Below are 20,259 nucleotides of genomic sequence, written 5' to 3'. Positions count from 1 at the left end.
ACAAGCCTCGTGCTCAAAAGGTCTGATTGTAGGCGCCGACTTCGGGGCTGCGGCGCAGCACCGCATCGACGGCTTCGAACATCTGCCGGCGCCGCTCGGACGATACCGGGCTCTCCACCACCACCACAAGCTCCGGCTTGTTCGATGATGCCCGCACCAACCCCCATGTACCATCCTCCGCCACGACCCTGACGCCGTTGACGGTGATCAGTTCGGCAATCTTCTGGCCGGCGAAGACCGTGCCCTCGTCCTTCATCTTGCGAAAGTCGCCTACGACGCGCTCGACGACGCCGTATTTGAGCTCGTCGGCGCAGTGTGGCGACATGGTCGGCGTGCCAAAGGTCAGCGGCAGCTCGCGATAGAGGTCGGCCATGCTGCTTTGCGGGCTGCGATCCAGCATCTGGCAGATGGCGATAGCCGTGACCAGGCCATCGTCATAGCCGCGGCCGATCGGAGGATTGAAGAAGAAGTGGCCCGATTTCTCAAAACCGGCAACGGCGCCGAGTTCGGCCACCCGCCGCTTGATATAGGAGTGTCCGGTCTTCCAATAGTCGGTGACCGCGCCATTCTCCTGCAGCACCTTGTCGGTCATGAACAATCCGGTCGACTTGACGTCGACGACGAAAGTCGAGCCGGGATAGAGGTGCGAAATGTCGCGCGCCAGCATGACGCCGACCTTGTCGGCGAAGATCTCGTTGCCTTCATTGTCGACCACGCCGCAGCGATCGCCATCGCCGTCGAAACCGAGCCCGACATCGGCGCCCGTTTCCAGCACCTTGTCGCGAATGGCGTGCAGCATCTGCATGTCTTCGGGGTTGGGATTGTAATTGGGGAACGTGTGATCGAGCTCGACGTCGAGCGGGATGACCTCGCAGCCGATCCTTTCCAGTGCCTCGGGAGCGAAAGCCCCGGCGGTGCCGTTGCCGCAGGCGGCCACCACCTTAAGCTTTCTCGAGATGCGCTTTCCCGCGGTCAGATCGTCAAGGTAGGTTTTGCGGAAATCCGCAACGAAGGCGTAGGAGCCGCCACCGACAAGGTCGAAATCGCCTGACAGCACGATCGCCTTCAGCGCGCTCATCTCCTCCGGACCGAAGGTCAGCGGGCGCGCCGCGCCCATCTTGACGCCGGTCCAGCCATTCTCGTTGTGCGAGGCAGTGACCATGGCAACGGACGGCGTGTCGAGCGCGAACTGGGCGAAATAAGCCATCGGCGACAGGGCCAGCCCGACATCCTTGACCCGTGCGCCGGCAGCCATCAGCCCGGAAACCAGCGCCAGCTTTATGGCAAGCGAATAGGAGCGGAAATCGTGACCGGTGACGATGTCGGGTCCGGCACCCAGGCGACGGATCAGCGTGCCGAGCCCCATGCCGAGCGCCTGGACGCCGATCAGATTGAGTTCCGGCGTTTCGTTCGAGCCGGGATGGCCGAACCACCAGCGCGCATCATATTCGCGAAACCCGGACGGCATGACGAGCGCCGAGGTTTCAAACTCAAAAGTGTTTGGTCTGGCATCGCTAACGATCTTCATCGACAAGGCTGCAAACTCCAGGCGGCTGAATCAGGTGCTTCGAGGCAAGTGGACGGTTACCCAGATGCCCTTTAAGCCGTGTTTGTGCGACAGGAAACTGAAACCTGTATGACGTGGCGGCGAAAGCGAAAGAAATGCGACAGAAGCGCTGCCATTGGCGCTTGCAGTAACCAAACGCGGCGGCTATAAGCCCGCGGTCTGGTCACGGAGTGTAGCGCAGCCTGGTAGCGCACATCGTTCGGGACGATGGGGTCGCAGGTTCAAATCCTGCCACTCCGACCAGAAAAAACAGCGGCTTAGCTGTTTTTGTTCCCGAAACAACCACCATCCGCCGCAGTTCTGACCAATCGCGCTATGCGCTCAGGCGAAATCGCGTGACATCGATGGCCGCGGCCATCAGTGTCTGTGTGTAGGTTGCCTGCGGATTGCCGAAGATCGCCTCGGCCGGTCCCTCCTCGACGATCTTGCCTTGCTTCATGACGATGATGTAGTCGGCCATGGCGCGCACGACGGCGAGATCGTGGCTGATGAACAGATAGGACAGTTCGTGGTCGGCCTGCAGCTTGCGCAGCAATTCGACGATCTGTTTCTGCACGGACCGGTCCAGCGCCGAGGTCGGCTCGTCCAGCACCACCACTTTCGGCTTGAGTATCATGGCGCGCGCAATGGCGATGCGCTGCCGCTGACCGCCGGAGAATTCATGCGGATAGCGGTTGCGCGTGTTCGGGTCGAGCCCGACTTCGAGCAAGGCATCGACCGCGCGGAGATCGCGCTGCCTGCCCGACAGATTGGGCTCATGGACCAGGAGCCCCTCGGTGATGATCTGGCCGACGGTCATGCGTGGCGACAGCGAGCCGAACGGATCCTGGAAAACAAGCTGCAATTCGCGCCGCAGCGGCCTCATCGCCTGGCGGTCGGCGTGGGAAATGTCGCGGTCACCAAGCCGGATGATACCGTCGCTGGGCAGGAGCCGCAGCAAGGCGCGGCCGAGCGTCGATTTTCCTGAGCCGGATTCGCCGACGATGCCGATCGTCTGGTTGCGCTTCAGCCGTATCGAAATGCGATCGACGGCGCGCAGCAGCAGCGGCTCGCCGCCAAGAAATCCGCCGCCGATCTTGAAGGTCACCTCGACGTTTCTGCCTTCAAGCAGGACAGGGGCATTCGGAGGCGGCGGCGCCTTGGTGCCGGTCGGTTCGGCGGCAAGCAGCATCTTGGTGTAGCCGTGCTGCGGGTTGGCGAAGATCGCTTCCGCCTCGCCCTCCTCGACCACCTCGCCATAGCGCATCACATAGACCCGATCGGCAAAGCGCCGGACGATGCCGAGATCGTGGGTGATGAAGACGATCGCCATGCCGAGCTTGCGCTGCAATTCGGCGAGCAGCATGAGGATCTGCGCCTGGATGGTGACGTCGAGCGCGGTCGTCGGCTCGTCGGCGATCAGTATGTCGGGGTCGTTGGCCAGCGCCATGGCGATCATGACGCGCTGGCGCTGACCGCCCGACAACTCGTGCGGATAGGATTTCATCCGCCGCTCCGGATCGGGAATATGGACCAGCCCCAGCAGCTTGAGCGCCTCCTCGCGCGCCGCGGCGGCGCCAAGTCCGCGATGCTTGCGGATCGGCTCGATCAGCTGGTTGCCGATCGAATAGAGCGGGTCTAGCGACGTCATCGGCTCCTGGAAGATCATGCTGATCTTGCGGCCGCGGATCTTGTTGAGCTCGGGTTTGCTCAAGATCAAAAGATTGCGGCCGCGATAATCGACTGTGCCGGTGGCTTCGCCGTTCGAGGCGAGCAGGCTCATCGCCGCCATCATCGTCTGGCTCTTGCCGGAACCGGATTCGCCGACGACGGCGACGGTCTCGCCTGATTTGACGTGGATATTGATGCCCTTCACCGCCTCCACCACACCGTCGAGGGTACGGAAGCGGACCCGAAGGTCCTTGACGCTGAGGATGGTTTCGGAAGCGGCCATCTCAACGATCCTTCGGGTCGAGCGCGTCGCGCAGGCCGTCGCCGACGAAATTCAGCGCGAACAGCGTGGAGACGAGAAAGAAGGCCGGGAACAGGAGCAGCCAGTTGGCCGAGCCGATGTTCTGGGCGCCAACCGAGATCAGCACGCCCCAGCTGGTCATCGGCTCCTGGACGCCGAGCCCGAGGAACGACAAAAAACTCTCCAGGATAATGACCTGCGGCACCAGCAGCGTCATGTAGATCACCACCGGCCCGAGCAAATTGGGGATCACATGGCGCAGCAGAATGCCGCGCTGGCCGACGCCCATCGCCTCCGCCGCCTGGACATATTCCTGCCGGCGGATCGACAGCGCTTGTCCGCGCACGATGCGCGCCATGTCGAGCCACAGCACCGCGCCGACCGCCAGGAACATCAGCACGAAATTCCTGCCGAAAAACACCACCAGCATGATGACGAAGAAGATGAACGGCAAAGAATAAAGCACGTCGACGACACGCATCATCACCTCGTCGACCCTGCCGCCGGCAAGGCCGGCGGTGGCGCCGTAGAGCACGCCGATGACCACGGCCACAATGCCGGCAAGCAGGCCGATGGCCAGCGATATGCGCCCGGCCATCAGCGTTCTGGACAGGAGATCGCGGCCGGTATTGTCGGTGCCGAAAAGGAAATATTGCTGCTTGATCGAGGCACTCATCACCATTTCGAGACCGTCCGGCGATTTGCTCTCGATCTTTGTGTCATCAAAGGTATCGGAACGATCAAGGTAGCGAATGTTGCGGTCGTCGATCGGCTTGGACGATTTGACGGTAACGAACACACGGCTGCCCTCTTGCCGCCACTCCTTGATGTCGACGCGCATACGCCTGATCGCCTCATCGAGAGCGCCTTCGATCATGTCGGCCTTCGGATAGGCGGAGAAGCTCGGCGGCGTACGGACATAGTCGGCATAGATGGTGGTGTATTGGTGCGGCACGAAATAGGGTCCAAACACGCTGATGACGGCGATGAAGGCAAGATAATAGAGGCTGAACATGGCCGCGCGATTGGCCTTGAGGCGCGCCCAGGCGTCACCCCACAGGGACCGGCCGACGACCGGTGCGGCAACTGCGATATCAGTCATAGCGCACTCTCGGATCGACGACCCCATAGAGGACGTCGACGATCAGGTTGAAGACAATGGTGAAGAGCGCGATGACCACCACCGTCCCCATCACCAGTGTGTAGTCGCGGTTGAGCGCGGCAACGACAAAATGGCGGCCGATGCCAGGGATAGAGAAGATGGTCTCGACGATGATCGAGCCGGTGAGAAGGGCTGCAGCTGCCGGACCGGTGAAGGAGACGATCGGCAGGATGGCGCCGCGCAGTGCATGCTTGACGACGACTGACCAGTCGGACAGGCCGAGAGCGCGCGCGGTGCGGATGTGATGCGAGTGCAGCGATTCGATCATCGAGCCGCGCATCAGGCGGGCAACAATGGCGATCTGCGGCAGAGCGAGCGTCAGCACCGGGCCGACCTTGTTGATGAGGGCTCCGTCGCCCCAGCCACCGATCGGCAGCAGCTTCCAGGTCAATCCGAATACAAGCTGGATTACCGGGGCGATGACAAAGGTCGGTATGGTGCTGCCGGCGGTCGCCAGCGCGATCACCGAATAGTCGGCAAGCTTGTTCTGGTTGAGCGCGGCAACAGTGCCGAGCACGCTGCCGAGGAGCAGCGCCAGAACGAGCGCCGAAGCGCCGAGTTGGATCGAGATCGGCAGGCCTTCCCTGAACAGCTCGCCGACGGTGAAATCCGGCATGTTGTAGCTGGGGCCGAAATTGCCGCGCAGAAGATTGCCTAAATAATGGAGGTACTGCAGCCAGAGCGGGTCGTTGAGCCCGAACTGGGCTTCGAGATTGGCCCTGATCTCGGGGCTCAGGCCCCGCTCCTGGTTGAACGGGCCGCCCGGCGCGACGCGTATCAGGAAGAACGCTATAGTCACGATGACGAACAGCGTCGGGATGGCGGTCAGGAGCCGCCGGAAAACGAATCGCAGCATCGATGCCCCGCTTGATCCAGAGCAGCGCGCGTCCGGCTGGACGATTGCGCTCTAGCCTTCAAATTTTCGCACCGACATTGTCGAAAATCGAATCCGGTTCCCGGGCCGATGCGATGGCAAACCGGCGCCGCCGCGCATTGAGTCGCGCGGCGGCCTGGCTAAGGGATCAGTCCTTGCTGATGAAGCGGGACGGATGGATGTCCATCACATTGTCGTCGAAGCCGTGCAGCTTCGAGGAAACGATGTCGTGGTAGCTGTAGTAGAGAAGCGGGATCTCGCCGACGTCGTCGACGAGGATGCGCTCGGCCTCGGCGAGCTCCTTCATGCGCTGTTCGGGCTTGCCGCCGGCGGCGGCGGCCTTGTCCATGGCCGCCTCGAATTTCGGGCTGTTATAGCTCGAATAATTGTTGCCGCTGGCCTTGCGAGATATGCCGAGGAAGGTTTCCGGGTCCTTGTAATCGGCGATCCAGGCGGCACGCGCCACATCGTAGTCGCCCTTCTGCTCGAGGAAGGAGTAGTGGGTCTTGGTGTCGGTGTTGAGCAGCGTGACCTCGACGCCAAGCGGCTTCAACTGTTCCTGGATGGCGACAGCGGTGTTCTTGTGGTTTTCCGAGGTGTTGTAGCGGATCTGCATCTTCAACGGATGCTCGGGTGTATAGCCGAGCTTCTCAAGGATCTTCTTGGCAGCGTCCTCGCGGTCGATCTGCGGCATGTCGGCGTATTTGGCCAGTGCCGGCGTGTAGCCCTGGATACCCGGAGGGACCATCGAATAGCCGGGCAGCATCGAATTCTGCCAGACTTTTTCAGCGAGGAAGTCGCGATCGATCGCCATCGAGATGGCGTTGCGCAGTTCGACGTTGTCCCAAGGCGCCTTGTCGGTCTTGATCGCGTAATAGTAGATGCCGAGATATGGCCCGACACGGACCTGGTCGCCGAATTTGGTCTTGAGATCGGCGAGCTGTTCGGTCGGCAGGTCACCGTAACTGTCGAATTCGCCGGCCTCGAAGCGCTTCATCGCGGACGAGCGATCCTCGGTCGGGATGTAGTTGACCACGTCGAACTTGACGCTCGCGGCATCCCAGAATTTCGGATTCTTGACCAGCTTCAGATGGTCGTTGGGAACCCACTCTGCCGCTGTAAAGGCCCCGTTGGAGACCAGCTTGCCTGCCTTGATCCAGTCGGCGCCAAGCTTTTCGATCGACGCCTTGTTAACCGGATAGGTCGCCTGATGGGTCAGCATCTCCAGGAAGTAAGGCGTTGGCGCCTTGAGCGTGACTTCGAGGGTATTTGCGTCAATCGCCTTGACGCCCATATCCTCCGGCTTGCCCTTCTTGGTGTTGACTTCCTCGGCACCCTTCACTGGATAGAGCATGGAAGCGTATTCCGCAGCGGTGGCCGGATCTTCCAGCCGACGGAACGAATAAACGAAGTCATCCGCCGTCACCGGGCTGCCATCCGACCAGAGGCCGTCCTTGCGCAGCTTGAAGGTGTAGACAGTGCCGTCGTCGGACACCGTCCAGCTTTCGGCGGCGCCCGGAATGAGATTCGTCTTCTGGTCATGCATGACGAGGCCCTGGAACAGGTCGCGTATGATATCGGCTTCGTAGACCGTCGAGGTCTTGTGCGGATCGAGCGTCTCCGCTTCGGCGGCGGCTCCGCGGTTGTAGACGGTCTCGGCGAAAGCCGGCGTGTAGAACGTACCGGCGGCCAAGACCATGGTCGTGGCGAGTACCGTCGCCTTCAGCACATGTTTCAACATGGAGTTCTCCCTAATGACGTCGCCCTTCGGCCACGTCTCTAAGTGTTGACGCCCCGAAACCGATTGGTTGGTTCCTTTTGAGCGCGCAGCCGGTTCCCTCTCCGGCAGCTGGTGGCCAAACAGTAACGTGGAGATTTTTTATTTCAACAGACTCTCGGGGTCACCCAAAGTAAGGGGGCCGGGGCAGTCGTTTTGCGGGCGGCCAATCAATGGTCGAAACCATGAGTTTGACTGGGTTTCCTGGCCAGAACGCCGATCTGGGAAATAATCTGGCCGATCATTTCAGTTTACCGGAATGTATTAATTGGTTCTTAGGCAACCAAGGGTTACAAATTTCGATGGAATCGGCACATCGACCTTGGGTTCCAACGGGCAAGGGCAATGAACAAGATAGACAGTAATACTGTCGCATTGAAGCGTAAAATATTGCGCCACATACGGACGAATCTACGCAAAATTGGAGAAGAGTCCGGAACTTCCGCGGTCGAGTTCGCCCTGCTTTCCCCAATCTTTATCCTTCTTTTGCTCGGAATGGTTGCATATGGTATCTATTTTGGTGCAAGCAACTCCTTGCAGCAAATCGCCGCCGATGCCGCCCGCACCGCAATTGCCGGATTGAATCAAACCGAGCGCCAGGCGCTGGTGGCGAGTTTCGTCAAAAACAATGCCAGTGGATACCCGTTCGTCGATTCCGGCAAGCTGACCTATCAGGCGACGGACAGCACGGCCGACGGAAATCAGTTCGTCGTGTCGATCCAGTACGATGCCAGCAACCTGCCGATCTGGAACCTGTTACCAAGCCTTGCGATGCCGCAAACCACGATGTCGCGCAGATCTACCATCAGGATTGGAGGCATTTGAAATGTCGCAGTTCTTGCTGAGGAGCATCGGGTGGATCGCTCGCTCGATGGTTGGCGACAAGAAGGCGAACTTTGCCGTCATGACGGCGCTGACAGCGCCATTCGCGCTGGGGCTGGCTGCCTTCGCTGTCGACGAAGGTTCGATCTACACGGAGCGCAGGGAAGCCCAGGCGATGACCGATCTGGCGGCGATCACCGCGGCGTCGAACATCAATAATATGGAAGCCGCGGCGGTAACCACGCTCAGTGACAACCGAATGCCCGGCATCATTGTTCAAAAGGCAGGTCAGACAATCGTTCCCACGGTTGGCAAAACCGTCGTGTCGGTCACCGGCGGCCGATACTCAGCGGCGTCCTCCGTTGGTGTCGACAAGCGCTTCGAAGCCGGCAAAACGCCTTACAACGCCGTTCGCGTCACTCTGCGAAAAATCCCCGCCCGGTATTTCGCCAGTTCGCTCATCCCTACTCCGGTTGTCGGCACCGAAGCCATTGCCAGCGTGACCCCGCAAGCGATGTTCTCGGTCGGGTCCAGGCTCCTCAGCGTCAATGGCGGCATCCTCAACGCGCTTCTCAGCAAGTTGCTGGGCGCCAACATTTCGCTCAGCGTCATGGACTACAACGCGCTGATCTCGGCCGATGTCAACGTGCTTTCGTTCGTCGATGCCCTTGCCGTACAGTTGCAACTGACAGGTGTCAGCTATTCCGACGTTCTGGCGTCAAAAGCGACGGTAGGCCAGATCGCGACCGCCATGGCCAATGCGTCCGGATCGGGCAGCGCCAGCAAACTTGTGCTGCAGACGATCGCGTCGAGGGCCACCAACACGGTCAAGATACCCCTCAGTCATCTTATCGATCTTGGCTCGATCGGCAGGCTCGGTCTCGGACAAAAGTCTCCTGGCTTTTCCGTCGACGCAAGCGCGATGGGCATGCTGGGTGCCGCCGCCTCGCTGGCCAATGGCTCAAACCAGGTCCAGGTCGATCTCGGCGCCACTATTCCGGGACTTACCTCCACCACGCTCGCCATCGCCATCGGTGAACCGATGCAATATTCACCCTGGCTGGCCGTCGGGGAAAAAGGCACCGTGGTGCGCACCGCGCAGACACGAATCAAGCTGGTCACCACAGTGGGCATCGGCAATTCCAATCTGGGCGGCGGCATCAGTCTGCTGTCCGTCAACCTGCCTCTGCATGTCGAAGTCGCCTATGCGGAAGCCAAGCTAACCGACATCAGCTGCCCGACCGGCCGGCCGGATAGCATCAAGGTCTCGATCGCCGCGCAGCCTGGCGTGGCCTCGCTGCACCTTGCCGCCAGCGACGCCGACAACAACGCATCGGCCTTCGCCGATTTCAGCAATCCGCAATCATTCTCCGATGCCACGATTGCCCAGGTAAGCGTGAAGCTTCTGCTGCTTACCCTCAATCTGCTCGATGTGAAGGGTTCGTCATCACTTGCCATCACCAACAACGATCCGACCACATTGACGTTCGACAGCACCGATATCGCCAACAAGACGATAAAAACTGTCGCCACAAAAAACCTGACGCAATCACTCACGACATCGCTGGTCAGCGGCCTCTCGCTCTCGGTCAATGCACTGGGCCTCGGGCTGGACGTGACGGCCCTGCTCGGAACGGTTAAGCCGGCGGTTGTAACGGTTCTGAACGGCGTGACGGCGCCGGTCGACGAACTGGTCTATAACGTGCTTGCAGCTGTCGGCGTGCATGTCGGCGAGGCCGATGTGCGGGTTGTCGGCGCGACTTGCGGGCGCTCCGTGCTCGTTCAATGAGATAATGAAATAGAGCTCAGCCGATCCGGCCGAGGAAGCAGCCCAGCGGCGGCAGCGACAGCGTTCTTTCCTGCAAGACGCCGGCAGCACCGCCAAGGTCTATCGGCTCTATCGCTTCCAGATCCGGTGGCAATTGCCAGCCGGCCGGCTCGTCGGCGAAATTGAAGACACTGAGCAGCTTTTCGTCACCGCCTTCGCGAATGAAAGCAAGGACGTCGCCTTCGGCATCGAGGAACCGGATCGAGCCTCGAACCAGCGCCGGATGCTGCTTGCGCAAGGCCAGCATCGCACGGTAGCTCGCCAGGACGGAGGTTTGCTCGCCATCCTGGACGTCGACCGCCTGGGCGCGATGGCTTGCCGGGACCGGAAGCCACGGCTTGCCCGTCGAAAAGCCGGCATTGTCGGCGCCAGCCTCCCAGACCATCGGCGTTCGGCACCCATCCCGCCCCTTGATCCCCGGCCAGAAGCGGATGCCGAAAGGATCGCGCAAATCCTCGAACGCCAGTTCGGCCTCCTCCAGCCCGAGTTCTTCGCCCTGGTAGAGGCAGATCGATCCGCGCAGGCAGGAAAGCAGCACGATCGAGAATTTCGCCACCCTGTCCGGATCGCCGCCCGGCCTTTTCCATCGACTGACATGGCGCACGACATCGTGGTTGGAGAACGCCCAGCAAACCCAGCCGTCGAATACCTTACTCTCGAAGGCCTCGACACAGCCACGCACATGCGACGCCGAGAATTGCGGGCCGAGCAGGTCGAACGTGTAGGACATTTGGAGCTTGTCGCCACCGCCGGTATAGGCGGCGAGTGTCTGCAAGGAACGCGTTTCGTCGCCAATCTCGCCGACAGCGGCGCGGCCTTCATATTCGTCAAGCAAGGCCCGGAAGCGCCTGAGGAAAGCAAGGTTTTCCGGCTGGCTCTTGTCGAACAGATGCTCCTGATAGAGATAGGGGCTGGTTGCCGTATTGGTGCCGGCGACGCTTTCCGCCAAAGGCGGGTTGCTGCGCAGCCAGCGGTCGTGGACGTAATAGTTGACCGTATCCAGCCGGAAACCGTCGACGCCGCGCTCGAGCCAGAACCGCACCGTTTCCAGCAAGGCGTCCTGCACCTTTGGGTTGTGGAAATTCAGGTCCGGCTGCGAGGCGAGGAAATTGTGCAGGTAATATTGCCTGCGCGTTGCGTCCCATTCCCAGGCCGGGCCGCCGAAAAGCGACAGCCAGTTGTTGGGGGCGGTGCCGTCGGGCTTCGCATCGGCCCAGACGTACCAGTCGGCCTTGGGGTTGTCATGGCTCGTGCGGCTTTCGACGAACCATTCGTGCCGATCCGACGAATGCGACAAGACCTGATCGATGATCACCTTCAGGCCGAGCCGGTGCGCCTCCGCAATCAGTGCGTCGAAATCCTCTAATGTGCCGAACATCGGATCGACGGCGCAGTAATCCGAAACGTCGTAACCCATATCGGCCATTGGCGACTTGAAAAAAGGCGACAGCCAAACGGCGTCGGCACCGAGCGATGCGACATGGGCCAGCCTCGAGGTGATGCCGCTGAGATCGCCGCTGCCGTCGCCTGTCGTGTCCTGGAAGGAGCGCGGGTAGATCTGGTAGATGACGCAGCCGCGCCACCATTCGGCATTGTCAGCCATCATGGCTCTCCCCTGCGCCCGCACGCGCTGTCCTGCTTTCGATCATGAACAGGACTGTTCGCCCAGGCACCGGCCGCGAGATATCGCTACTATCCGGTTCGATAGCTGGGCGCCAATGAAAACCCGCCCGTTCCGGCAGCGTGAACATGCAGGCCCGGCGGTCGCCATTGATGACCACCGCAAGGCGACTGTTCTCACCGCTACCGAGAACCATGACCAGCCGGTGCCGCCTGGCATCGTCCCAGGCTGCCTCGTCGAACGGCACGCCGGTTTCCGTCAGCCAGGCTATGTCTGGGATTTCCGAACCCGCAAGCTGTTCTCCGGTCAGGAATGCTGTGTCCAAGAGCGCCGGCACGGCGCGACGCATCCTGGCGAGCAGAGCCGTATGATGCTCGAGCGCCAGGTCGCGCCCGGCCCAGTCAAGCCAGGTGATGTCATTGTCCTGCGCGTAGGCGTTGTTGTTGCCGCGCTGCGTGCGGCCGAACTCGTCGCCGGCCGTCAGCATGATCGTGCCGCGCGAGGCAAAGAGCGTCGCCAGCAGCGCGCGCTGGTCATCGAAACGGGCCGTAACGATTGACTGGTCGCTGGTCTCGCCCTCGACGCCATTGTTCCAGGACAGGTTGTCGTCGTGACCATCGCGGTTCTGTTCGCCATTGGCCTCGTTGTGCTTGTGCTCATAGGCGACGATATCGGCCAGCGTCATGCCGTCATGCGCGGCGATGAAATTGACGCTGCGGCTCGTTGTCTGGTCTGCTTTGGCAAAGACATCGGACGAACCCGCAAGCCGCGTCGCCAGCGCACCGATCATGCCGCCGTCGCCGCGCCAGAAGCGGCGGATATCGTCGCGGTATTTGTCGTTCCATTCGAGGAAGGGCGGCGGAAAATTGCCGAGCTGATAGCCATCCGGTCCGATATCCCAAGGCTCGGCGATCAGCACCCGGTCGCCAAGAACAGGGTCGTTGCGAATGGCGTTCAGCAGCGGCGCATCGGAGTCGAAAACGCCGTCGACGCGGCCGAGGATCGGCGCCAGGTCGAAGCGGAATCCGTCGACACCGGCGCGCTGGACAAAGTGGCGAAGCGTGTCGAGGACCATTTCCCGGACGACCGGATGCTCGCAGGCGAGCGTATTGCCGGTTCCGGTGTCATTGACCAGAGCGCCGTCGGCCTCGTGCCGGTAGTAGGCGCGACTGTCGAGCCCGCGCAGCGACAATGTCGGGCCGAGCCGGTCGCTTTCGCCGGTGTGGTTGAACACCAGGTCGAGAATGGTGCCGATGCCGGCCTCGCGCAGCGCGGCGACCGTTCCGTGCAACTCGGCCAGACCGCCGGGCGCCAGTCGCGGATCGAGCGCCATGAAGGTCACGGGATTATAACCCCAGGCGTTGCGCAGACCGAGCGGCGGTAAATGCCGTTCGTCGATCGATGCAGTCACCGGCATCAACTCAATGGCTGCCACGCCGAGTTTTTGCAGATGCTCGACAACGAGGGGGTGAGCGAGCGCTGCAATGGTGCCGCGTTGCTTCTCGGGAATGTCGGGATGCAGCTTTGTGAAGGCGCGTACCGGCACTTCGTAGATAAGGCCGCCGGGCCGAAACAGCGGCGGCAAGGCGGGCAAGGGTTCCGGCAAGGCGCCGGCGATGGCTTTCGGCATCAGCGGCGCCGTGTCGGCCCCCTCGCCTCGGCGCGCGGCGAGCCGGCCGTCATAGGCATAGGGCCTGTCGATCTCGACGGCATAGGGATCGGCCAGCAGCTTGTCGGGATCGAACCAGAGACCGTGTTCCGGCGCGTAGTCGCCATCGGCGCGGAACCCGTATCGGGTCCCGGCGGCGAGACCGGCAATAAAAAGCGTATGCACGCCGTCGCCCTCGGGCTGGAGTTCCAGCCGGTCGACTTCGCGGTTGCCGTGTTCGTCGAAAATCGAAACCCAGATGCGCCGAGCCGACGAGGACCATGCGGCGAAGCGGATACCGCCCTCCCCGGCAAGCCCGCCAAATCGCGGACGATAGCCGGCGGATAGTCCCGACGACATCAGGTGATGACGCTCGGCTTGGCGCGGCCGGTATGGCTGCGAATCCCGGCAATGTCGTCGGCCGCCGCGATCAGACCGGCAAGCGCCTCCTGGGTGTCGATATCGTGGCGGTTCTTGTCCGGCTCGTAGCGCTCGACATAAAGCCGCAGCGTCGCGCCCGAGGTGCCGGTGCCGGACAGGCGGAAGACGACGCGTGAGCCGCCTTCGAACAGCACCCTGATGCCCTGGTTCTCGCTGACCGAGCCGTCGACCGGATCGTGATAGGCGAAATCATCAGCGCTGGCGATCGTCATGCCGCGCACGCGGGTGCCAGGCAGCGAGCCGAGCTTGGCGCGCAACTCGCCAACAAGCGCGTTGGCACGATCGGTCTCGACCTCCTCGTAGTCGTGGCGCGAATAATAGTTACGGCCATAGGCCGTCCAATGCTGGGTGACGATCTGCTTGGCGCTTTCGCCGCGAACGGCAAGGATGTTGAGCCATAAAAGCACAGCCCACAGGCCGTCCTTTTCGCGGACATGGTTGGAGCCGGTCCCCGCACTCTCCTCGCCACAGATCGTTGCCATGCCGGCATCGAGCAGATTGCCGAAAAATTTCCAGCCGGTCGGCGTCTCGTAGATGCCGATGCCGAGCTTTTCGGCGACCCGGTCGGCAGCACCGCTGGTCGGCATCGAGCGGGCGATGCCTTTCAGCCCCGCCTTGTAGCCCGGCGCCAGATGGGCGTTGGCGGCGAGCATCGCCACCGAATCCGACGGGGTGATGAAAATTCCCTTGCCGATAATCAGGTTGCGGTCGCCGTCGCCATCCGAGGCGGCGCCAAAGTCTGGCGCATCCGGCCCCATCATCTCGTCGTAGAGGTGTTTTGCGTGCACCAGATTGGGATCGGGATGATGGCCGCCGAAATCCGGCAGCGGAATGAAATTGCGGGCGGTGCCGTTGGGCGCGCCGAGCCGGTTTTCGAGGATCTCCTTGGCGTAGGGGCCGGTCACCGCATGCATGGCGTCGAAGCGCATGCGGAAGCCCGACCTGAACAGCGCCCGCAATGCGTCGAAATCGAACAGGCTTTCCATCAGTTCGGCATAGTCGGCGACAGGATCGATGATTTCGACGGTCATGTCCCCCGTCTTGACCGTGCCGATCGTGTCGATGTCGACCTGCCCGATATCGGCGATCTTGAAGCTTGAAATCGCCTTGGTTTTTTCGAAGATCGCGTCGGTCAGCTTTTCCGGCGCTGGGCCGCCATTGCCGGCATTGTACTTGATGCCGAAATCCTCATGCGGGCCACCCGGATTGTGGCTGGCCGACAGGATGATGCCGCCAAAGGTCTTGTATTTGCGGATGACATGCGAAGCGGCCGGCGTCGACAAGATGCCGCCCTGCCCGACCATCACCTTGCCGAAGCCGTTTGCCGCGGCCATGGCGATGGCCTTCTGGATGACCTCGCGGTTATAGAAGCGGCCGTCGCCGCCGATCACCAGGGTTTTGCCCTCGAACCCGTCCAGCGCGTCGAAGATCGACTGGATGAAGTTCTCGGCATAGTGCTCCTGCTGGAACACCGGGACCTTTTTACGCAGCCCGGACGTGCCAGGCTTCTGGTCGGGATAGGGTTTGGTGGCGACGGTGCGGATCATCAGTCAGGCAGCCCTTTTCGAAAGCAGCAAGCGATAGAGTTGGACATATTTTTCGGCGCTTTTGTCCCACGAAACGTCGGCCTTCATGCCTTGCCGCTGCATCGACGTCCACACTGCGGGATTGGCATGCGCCTCGACAAGGCGGCGGACCGCGTGCAGCAAGGCGCCGGCATTGGCGGGCGCAAACTGGAAACCGGTCGCCACGCCGGCAGAGATGGCGGCTTCGTTGGCATCGATGATCGTGTCGGCAAGGCCGCCGGTGCGCGCGACGACCGGCACGCAGCCATAGCGCAGGCCGTAAAGCTGTGTCAGCCCGCAAGGTTCGAAGCGCGATGGGATAATGATTGCGTCGCAGCCGCCCTGCATGGTGTGGGAGAGTCCCTCGTCATAGCCGACGACGACGCCGATGCGGCCGCGATGGCGGGCTGCGGTGGCAAGCAACGCGCCTTCCAGCCCAGCGTCGCCGGAGCCGAGGATCGCCAGCCGTGCACCTGCCGCGACGATGCCGTCGATGGCCGCAGCCAGTATGTCCATGCCCTTTTGCCAGGTCAGCCGGCTGACGACGCAGACGATCGGACTGTCATCGCGATCGAGGCTGAAACGGTCCTCGACCGCGGCCTTGTTGGGCATTCGCGCCTTGAGCGTCTTTGCGGTGTAGTTGGAGACCAGATGCTTGTCGGTTTCCGGGTTCCAGATCTCGGTATCGATGCCGTTGACGATGCCATGGAGATCGACGGAGCGCATGTTGATCAGGCCGTCGAGGCCCATGCCGAATTCGGGCAAGCGGATTTCCTGCGCATAGGTCGGGCTGACCGTGGTGATCGCCCACGCCGCCTGCAGGCCGGCCTTGAGGAAGCCGACGCCGCCGTAATATTCGACGCCGTCGAGCGCCATCGCCGCCGCCGGCAGGCCAAGCTCGCCAAAGATGCCGGCGCCGAACTGGCCTTGGAAGGCTAGGTTGTGCACGGTGATCATCGACGGCGTGCCGACCGCCTTGCCGTAGCGCATGTAGGCAAGCGTCATTGCCGACTGCCAGTCATGGGCATGGACGATATCGGGCAGGTAGCCCGAGATCGCGCCGCCGGCAATATCACCGCCTACCTGGCTCAAGGCCGCGAACCGCCGCCAATTGTCCGGCCAGTCGGCGCCTGTCGCGTTGCCGTATGGGCCGCCGGGACGGTCGAAAAGATGCGGCGCGTCAAGCACGAACAGGTCGAGCCCGGCGATCTGGGCGGCATACACCGAAGCCTTGCCGCCCTGCAGCAATGGATATTGCTGAACCGGCTTCTTTTTCCTGAAGGCGCCCATCACCTGAGGATAGCCGGGGACGAGCGTGCGCATGGTGACGCCCTTGCCGGCCAATGCCACGGGCAAGGCGCCGGTCACGTCGGCGAGCCCGCCCGTCTTGACCAGCGGAAAGATCTCGGGCGCCACCGACAGAACCTGCATGCACTACGATCCCAGCCTGTTGATCATGTCCTGCGTGACGAGGCAGATGCCTTTTTCCGAAACGCGGAAACGCTTGGCGTCGAGGACGGGATCCTCGCCGACCACCAGACCCTCCGGGATCCTGACGCCGTGATCGATGACCACGCGCTTCAGCCTGGCGTTGCGGCCGACATGGACGTCCGGCAGCATGACGACCTCCTCCAGCGTCGAATAGGAATTGATGCGCGCGCCGGTGAAGATCAGGCTTCGCTTTAGCGAAGCGCCCGAAACGATGCAATCGCCCGACACGAGAGACGACACGGCCGACCCGCGGCGGCCATCCTCGTCATGCACGAATTTTGCCGGCGGCTTCAACTCGGCATAGGTCCAGATCGGCCAATCGCGGTCGTAAAGGTCGAGTTCCGGCGTGATGTCGGTCAGGTCGATATTGGCCTCCCAATAGGCGTCGACCGTGCCGACGTCGCGCCAATAAGCCTCGTTCTCGGCGGTCGAGCGCACGCAGGATTTGGCAAAACGATGGGCGATCGCCTTTCCGTGCTCGACGATGTAGGGGATGATGTCCTTGCCGAAGTCCCGGCTCGAGCCGGGCTCCGCCGCATCGCGACGCAATTGCTCCATCAGGAATTTGGTCTTGAACACATAGATGCCCATCGAGGCCAGCGCGAAATCCGGTTTGTCGGGAATTCCCGGCGGATCGGCGGGCTTTTCGATGAAGGAGATGATGGTGTCCTTGGGATCGACATGCATGACGCCGAAGCCGGTGGCTTCCATGCGCGGCACTTCGAGGCAGCCGACGGTGACGTCGGCGCCGGCCTCGACATGCTGGCGCAGCATCATTTCGTAGTCCATCTTGTAGATGTGGTCGCCGGCCAGGATGACCATGTATTCCGGCCCGTAGGCCTCGATGATGTCGATGTTCTGGTAAACGGCGTCGGCGGTGCCCTCATACCATTGCGTTTCCGACACACGCTGACTGGCAGGCAGGATGTCGAAACTCTCGTTGCGCTCGGGCCGCAGGAAGTTCCAGCCGCGCTGCAGATGGCGGATCAGCGAATGCGCCTTGTACTGGGTGGCGACGCCGAGGCGGCGGATACCGGAATTGAGCGCATTGGAGAGCGCGAAATCGATGATGCGGGTCTTGCCGCCAAAATAGACCGCCGGCTTGGCGCGGCGGTCGGTCAGTTCCTTGAGCCGGCTGCCACGGCCGCCGGCCAGCACATAAGCCATGGCGTCGCGTGCCAGCGGCTGTGTTCGTTTTGTTTCAGCCATTCCTATCCTCCCAGGTTAGATGCTCCAGACATAGCTCAGTCCGGGACGAATTCGAGCATGATCGTCGACAGCGGCGGCAAAAGCATCGTCGCCGAAATGCCTCCTCCTTCCGCCTGAGCCTCGACGCCGCCGCTATTGCCCTTGCCGGAACCGCCATAATCCGTGGCATCGGTGTTGATGATCTCGCGCCATTTTCCGGCGTGCGGCAACGGCACGCGGTAATTGTCGCGCGGCACCGGCGTGAAGTTGGAAATGACGGCGACCGGGTTGCCGCCCGGCGCGCTGCGCAGCCAGGCAAATACCGAGTTCGCGCTGTCGTCGACGATCAGCCAGGAAAAGCCCTCCGGCTCGCAGTCGCGGGCATGCAGCGCGGGGCGCGAGCGGTAGAGATAGTTGAGATCGCGCACCGTCTGCCAGACGCCGCGGTGGAGCCGGAAATCGAGCAGGTTCCAGTCGAGTGCGCGCCCCTCGCTCCACTCGCGGCGCTGTGCGAACTCCTGGCCCATGAACAACAGCTTCTTGCCGGGATAACCCCACATGAAGGCGTAATAGGCGCGCAGCGTCGCGAATTTCTGCCAGTCGTCGCCGGCCATCTTGTTGAGCAGCGTGCCCTTGCCGTGCACCACTTCGTCATGGGACAGCGGCAGCACGAAATTCTCGCTGAAGGCGTAGACCAGTCCGAAGGTGATGTCGTTGTGGTGATGCTTGCGGAAGATCGGCTCCTTGGAGAAATACTCCAAAGTGTCATGCATGAAGCCCATGTTCCATTTGAAACCGAAGCCCAGTCCGCCTTCATGCACCGGCTGCGAGACTTTTGGCCACGAGGTCGATTCCTCGGCGATGGTCATCACACCTGGATGGTGGCCGTAGACCTCCTTGTTCATACGCTGCAGGAAGCTGACCGCTTCGAGGTTCTCCCGCCCGCCCTTCTCGTTGGGAATCCATTCACCGGCCTTGCGCGAATAATCGAGATAAAGCATCGAGGCGACCGCATCGACGCGCAGTCCGTCGACGTGATATTTCTCGGCCCAGAACAGCGCATTGTTGACCAGGAACGAAATCACTTCGCGGCGCCCAAAATTGTAGATCGCGGTGTTCCAGTCGGGATGGAAGCCCTTGCGCGGATCGGCATGTTCGTAGAGCGCGGTGCCGTCGAACTTTGCCAGACCGTGTTCGTCAACCGGGAAATGCGCCGGCACCCAGTCGAGGATGACGCCGATCCCGGCGCGGTGGGCGCCGTCGACGAAGCGGGCAAAACCGTCCGGATCGCCAAAGCGGGCAGTCGGCGCATAAAGACCCGTCGTCTGGTAGCCCCAGGACGGGTCATAAGGGTGTTCGGAGATCGGCATGAATTCGATGTGGGTAAAACCGGTCTCGACCACGTAAGGGATCAGCCTGTCGGCGAGCTCGTCCCACGACAGGAAGCTGCCGTCGTCGTGAAGCCGCCATGACCCGGCATGGACCTCGTAGATCGATACGGCTTCGCGCCTGTGGTCGGCATTGCGCCAGTAGTTCCGGTGCGCCTCGTCGCCCCATTCGTGCGCCGGCGGCAGCGCCGTCACCGAGGCGGTGGCCGGGCGCAGTTCGGACTTGAAGGCGAACGGATCGGCTTTGAGCGGCAATCTCACGCCATCCGGCCCGATGATTTCATACTTATACGGGCGGCCAGCGCCGATGTCGGGAATGAACAGCTCCCAGATGCCGGTATCGCGGCGGACGCGCATGGTATGCCTGCGGCCGTCCCACTCGTTGAAGTCGCCGACCACCGAGACGCGCCTTGCATTGGGCGCCCACACCGCAAAATGCACACCCGATGCACCTTCATGGTCGATGAGATGGGCGCCGAGCTTGTCGAACAGCCTGAGATGCGACCCTTCGGCGATGTAATAATCGTCCAGCGGGCCGAGCACGGGACCGAAGGAATATGGGTCGGTCAGCCACCAGTCACCGCCGGAATTCCTGGCGTGATAGCGCAGCGGCTGGCGTTTGCGCAGCGACAGTTTGCCTTCGAAGAAACCGCGGTCGTCGCGTCTCGACAGCTCGCCGGCATTCTTGCCGGTCAGCGTATAGGCGGTGACGAACTCGGCATGAGGGACGAAGCAGCGAGCGACAAAGCCCTTTCCCGCCTCATGCACGCCAAGCACGGCAAACGGATCGCCGTGCGTGCCGGCGACAATCGCCGCGACATCGCCGGCTGGCGCCAGTCCGTCCGGCCCGTTTGTCGCAACGGTCGCGCGCGGCTTGCTCATCAGGCAGTGACCCTCCCCGGGCACCAAGTGTATGTTTCTAGTGGAGTTTTGAAT

General features: G+C 61.9%; 13 protein-coding genes and 1 tRNA gene. 3 read left to right on the top strand and 11 right to left on the bottom strand.

Going from position 1 to position 20,259, the window contains the following annotated elements; genetic code table 11:
• Positions 1–13 precede the first annotated feature (13 nt).
• Complete coding sequence (locus tag NKH99_RS05885; RefSeq protein ID WP_502900001.1) at positions 14–1,528, bottom strand: phosphomannomutase/phosphoglucomutase; 1,515 nt, start codon at positions 1,526–1,528, stop codon at positions 14–16.
• 205 nt (positions 1,529–1,733) lie between these two features.
• On the opposite strand from NKH99_RS05885, the gene NKH99_RS05880 reads away from it, so the two are divergent.
• A tRNA-Pro gene (locus NKH99_RS05880) sits at positions 1,734–1,810 on the top strand.
• A gap of 70 nt (positions 1,811–1,880) precedes the next feature.
• Here NKH99_RS05880 and NKH99_RS05875 read toward each other — a convergent pair.
• The 4 genes from NKH99_RS05875 to NKH99_RS05860 form a co-directional block, all read right to left on the bottom strand.
• Positions 1,881–3,500: an ABC transporter ATP-binding protein gene (locus tag NKH99_RS05875; protein ID WP_353013182.1), complete on the bottom strand. Its 1,620-nt coding sequence runs from the start codon at positions 3,498–3,500 to the stop codon at positions 1,881–1,883.
• Between the two features lies 1 nt (position 3,501).
• The gene (locus NKH99_RS05870) at positions 3,502–4,620 is read right to left on the bottom strand and encodes an ABC transporter permease (RefSeq protein WP_352454280.1); all 1,119 of its coding nucleotides are present in this window, start codon (positions 4,618–4,620) and stop codon (positions 3,502–3,504) included.
• Positions 4,613–5,536, bottom strand: coding sequence for an ABC transporter permease subunit (locus NKH99_RS05865; protein WP_352490801.1), 924 nt, complete (start codon positions 5,534–5,536; stop codon positions 4,613–4,615). Before NKH99_RS05865 ends, NKH99_RS05870 begins: the two co-directional genes overlap by 8 nt.
• A 166-nt stretch (positions 5,537–5,702) precedes the next feature.
• A complete protein-coding gene (locus NKH99_RS05860) occupies positions 5,703–7,295 on the bottom strand; it encodes a peptide ABC transporter substrate-binding protein (RefSeq protein WP_352927034.1) in 1,593 nt (530 codons plus the stop codon).
• 381 nt (positions 7,296–7,676) lie between these two features.
• On the opposite strand from NKH99_RS05860, the gene NKH99_RS05855 reads away from it, so the two are divergent.
• The gene (locus NKH99_RS05855; RefSeq protein ID WP_084641571.1) at positions 7,677–8,156 is read left to right on the top strand and encodes a TadE family protein; all 480 of its coding nucleotides are present in this window, start codon (positions 7,677–7,679) and stop codon (positions 8,154–8,156) included.
• Between the two features lies 1 nt (position 8,157).
• Positions 8,158–9,942: a pilus assembly protein TadG-related protein gene (locus NKH99_RS05850; RefSeq protein ID WP_353013179.1), complete on the top strand. Its 1,785-nt coding sequence runs from the start codon at positions 8,158–8,160 to the stop codon at positions 9,940–9,942.
• Between the two features lie 16 nt (positions 9,943–9,958).
• Here NKH99_RS05850 and bglA read toward each other — a convergent pair whose 3' ends face one another.
• From bglA to glgB, 6 genes are read right to left on the bottom strand one after another with little or no spacing between them, the layout of a single operon-like run.
• On the bottom strand, positions 9,959–11,587 hold the full coding sequence (gene bglA / locus NKH99_RS05845; protein WP_352540726.1) for a beta-galactosidase BglA: 1,629 nt from the start codon (positions 11,585–11,587) through the stop codon (positions 9,959–9,961).
• On the bottom strand, positions 11,577–13,610 hold the full coding sequence (gene glgX, locus NKH99_RS05840) for a glycogen debranching protein GlgX (RefSeq protein ID WP_353013176.1): 2,034 nt from the start codon (positions 13,608–13,610) through the stop codon (positions 11,577–11,579). The genes bglA and glgX overlap by 11 nt, the downstream gene beginning before the upstream one ends.
• Positions 13,610–15,238: an alpha-D-glucose phosphate-specific phosphoglucomutase gene (locus tag NKH99_RS05835; RefSeq protein ID WP_353013174.1), complete on the bottom strand. Its 1,629-nt coding sequence runs from the start codon at positions 15,236–15,238 to the stop codon at positions 13,610–13,612. Before NKH99_RS05835 ends, glgX begins: the two co-directional genes overlap by 1 nt.
• Before the next feature lie 3 nt (positions 15,239–15,241).
• Positions 15,242–16,687 carry a glycogen synthase GlgA gene (gene glgA / locus NKH99_RS05830; protein WP_353013172.1) on the bottom strand — a complete coding sequence of 482 codons (1,446 nt, stop codon included), beginning with the start codon at positions 16,685–16,687 and terminating at the stop codon, positions 15,242–15,244.
• 3 nt (positions 16,688–16,690) lie between these two features.
• Positions 16,691–17,956 (bottom strand): glucose-1-phosphate adenylyltransferase, encoded by a 1,266-nt coding sequence (gene glgC / locus NKH99_RS05825; protein WP_023679306.1) that lies wholly within the window; start codon positions 17,954–17,956, stop codon positions 16,691–16,693.
• A gap of 35 nt (positions 17,957–17,991) precedes the next feature.
• Positions 17,992–20,205 (bottom strand): 1,4-alpha-glucan branching protein GlgB, encoded by a 2,214-nt coding sequence (glgB, locus tag NKH99_RS05820; RefSeq protein ID WP_353013170.1) that lies wholly within the window; start codon positions 20,203–20,205, stop codon positions 17,992–17,994.
• Positions 20,206–20,259: the final 54 nt, after the last annotated feature.

The sequence above is a fragment of the Mesorhizobium sp. M0854 genome (assembly GCF_040319815.1).
Classification (GTDB): Bacteria; Pseudomonadota; Alphaproteobacteria; order Rhizobiales; family Rhizobiaceae; genus Mesorhizobium.
Note: the sequence above shows the minus strand (reverse complement) of the source record. Positions and strands in the feature narration are given on the sequence as shown.